Below are 2,530 nucleotides of genomic sequence, written 5' to 3'. Positions count from 1 at the left end.
GAAGGAATTAAAAGGGTGGTGAACAACCTATAATCTTTGCGTTCTTTGCGGTTAATTTCTTTGCGTTCTTTGCGGTTAAAAAAGGATAAACCACTTAATCTTAAAAAAACTTGAATATCGAGTGTAATGTAGTTACTATAGATGAGAAGAATTAAGACAAAACCTTGATTAAGGAATGGACTTTCGGCAAGGGGAAAAAATAATAATTGCAGAAGAAGTTTTATACCTAACGAATTAAGCAGAGAGTTAGGAGTCAAACCTTGAATATTGAATTTATTTTTTGCATAACTTATTGATAACAAAAGTGATAAGAAAAGAAAAAGATGGCAAAGCATAGTTTTTACCTAACAAAAGAAGGGGTAAGCGAATATGGAAGATATGACACGACATAAAATTATAATTGCCGATTCAAGATCTATGCAGGAAGTGAGTAATGATTCTGTCCACCTTATTATTACCTCACCCCCATATTGGCAACTTAAGGACTACGACAATATTCACCAGATCGGCTTCCATGACACATATGAAGAATACATCAACAATTTGAACTTAGTCTGGAAGGAGAGCTATCGGACATTACATACAGGTTGTCGATTGTGTATCAATATTGGAGACCAATTCGCAAGAGCCGTCTATTATGGCCGATACAAGGTAATTCCTATAAGAACCGAAATTATCAAATTTTGCGAGTCCATCGGGTTTGATTATATGGGAGCCCTCATTTGGCAAAAGGTAACAACTTGCAATACCACAGGCGGTGCCACCATTATGGGTTCATATCCTTATCCACGCAATGGTATTGTTAAGATTGATTATGAGTTTATTCTACTATTTAAGAAGCCCGGATGCTCCCCAAAGATCAATAAAACAGCAAAGGGACAGTCCATCCTATCCGTAGAGGAATGGAACGAATATTTTGCTGGACATTGGAATTTTCCTGGTGAAAAACAGAATCATCATCTGGCTATGTTTCCTGAGGAACTTCCCAAACGATTGATTAAAATGTTTAGTTTTGTTGGGGAAACCGTACTTGACCCTTTCTTGGGCAGTGGGACAACTTCTCTCTCTGCAAAAAACCTTCATAGAAACTCGATAGGTTATGAAATAAATGAGTCTTTTTTACCCATCATTAGAAAGAAATTGGGTATCGAGCAAAGAGATATCTTTGATAAAAGCATTATCGAGATTGTTAAACCAGAAGGGAAGGAGATAGATTATCGACAACAAATACAAACATTACCCTACATATTCCATGATCCAGTCCAATTTGACAAAAAGATCGACCCCAGAAAGATGACCTTCGGCTCGAAAATTGACATTAATAACAATGGGAAAGAAAAATATCTACGCGTGAGGCGTGTGATTACACCGAATGAAATGGAGCTTACGAATGATCTTATGGTGAGATTGATAGGTATTAAGGCAGTATCGGGTAGAGAGAATAAAGCTATTAACTGGTTATGGGATAAACTAAAAGGGCAAAGCATTTACCTTAAATTTGACCAGATCAAATACGATGAAACCAATCATTTACTCTCTTATTTGTATCTTAAAAATAAAACTTTCATTAATCTCCATTTTTTGCGAACGAATTTAGTGCGGATCGATGAAACTTTCCCGTTCCGATACTATGAAAGGTTTAAGGCGGCTATTGGAGGACAAAAACATTCATGAGGAAAATCAAGATTAAAAATGAGGAAGTTACATAATGAAACGCGTTGCCGAAACATTAGGAAAAGTATACAGAATGTCTGACCCTGAGGAGGAAGCAAAGGGAATAGATGGGTATATAGATGAAGTGCCCATAAGCATCAAACCCTAAATCTACGAATTGTTGCAGCGGACGGCGGGGGATTGTGCCGTGATTGAAAGTTTTGTAGTATCTGAAGGAGTAATCGTGCTTATAAAGTTTAGTGACAATCCTCCCCCCGCCGCTGAACTCAGCGTTAGCCTTTGCGAGAAACGAAAAAAATGATGAAGGATAAGAGAATCTAACAAATAAAGGAGTCAAAGAAATGATTACTTTAGAGAAAGAAAAGATAATGGATACTTTGCGTGACTTACCAAAAAAAACTATGATTGAAGATGCAATGGAACGCTTATATTTACTTGCAAAGATTGAAAAAGGAATTGCTCAAGCAGATAAAGGGCAATGTATTTCTCATGAAGAAGCAAAAGAGAAGATGAAAAGATGGCTAAAATAAAATGGACACACCTCAATCTCTGGATGATATTGAAGCTATAGCAAATTTTATTGCAAGGGATTCAAATTATTATGCAAAAATGTTTACTGCACAAGTCTTTGAAGCAGTAGAACGATTAGAATTATTTCCCGAATCTGGACGGATTGTTCCAGAATTAAATCGAAAAGAAATCAGAGAAATTATTTTAGGTAATTACAGAATATAATGGTAGGGGTTTTTCGGACCAGTAGTTAAGATACATTATGTGGTATAATGTATGGTAAAAAGGAGGTCCGAAAATGCGAAAAAGTTTCAGTCCTGAATTTATGGCTAAGGTTGCCCTGGCA

The 2,530-nt window shown here is 36.4% G+C and carries 5 protein-coding genes; 4 read left to right on the top strand and 1 reads right to left on the bottom strand.

Annotated features, from left to right (window positions below):
• Positions 1-302 (bottom strand): hypothetical protein (locus AB1414_19085; GenBank protein ID MEW6609517.1); only part of this gene is annotated, 302 nt, incomplete at its 3' end.
• A gap of 67 nt (positions 303-369) precedes the next feature.
• Between AB1414_19085 and AB1414_19080 the strand changes: the two genes are divergently transcribed.
• From AB1414_19080 to AB1414_19065, 4 genes are all read left to right on the top strand, one after another.
• Positions 370-1,674, top strand: coding sequence for a site-specific DNA-methyltransferase (locus tag AB1414_19080; GenBank protein ID MEW6609516.1), 1,305 nt, complete (start codon positions 370-372; stop codon positions 1,672-1,674).
• A gap of 34 nt (positions 1,675-1,708) precedes the next feature.
• Positions 1,709-1,822 carry an MjaI family restriction endonuclease gene (locus AB1414_19075; protein ID MEW6609515.1) on the top strand — a complete coding sequence of 38 codons (114 nt, stop codon included), beginning with the start codon at positions 1,709-1,711 and terminating at the stop codon, positions 1,820-1,822.
• Positions 1,823-2,015: 193 nt separating this feature from the next.
• Positions 2,016-2,204, top strand: a complete 189-nt coding sequence (locus AB1414_19070) for a hypothetical protein (GenBank protein MEW6609514.1) — start codon at positions 2,016-2,018, stop codon at positions 2,202-2,204.
• A 1-nt stretch (position 2,205) separates the two neighbouring features.
• Positions 2,206-2,409 carry a type II toxin-antitoxin system RelE/ParE family toxin gene (locus AB1414_19065; GenBank protein ID MEW6609513.1) on the top strand — a complete coding sequence of 68 codons (204 nt, stop codon included), beginning with the start codon at positions 2,206-2,208 and terminating at the stop codon, positions 2,407-2,409.
• The last annotated feature ends 121 nt before the right edge of the window (positions 2,410-2,530 follow it).

Source organism: bacterium (assembly GCA_040755795.1).
Taxonomy (GTDB): Bacteria; UBA9089; CG2-30-40-21; order CG2-30-40-21; family SBAY01; genus JBFLXS01.
Note: the sequence above shows the minus strand (reverse complement) of the source record. Positions and strands in the feature narration are given on the sequence as shown.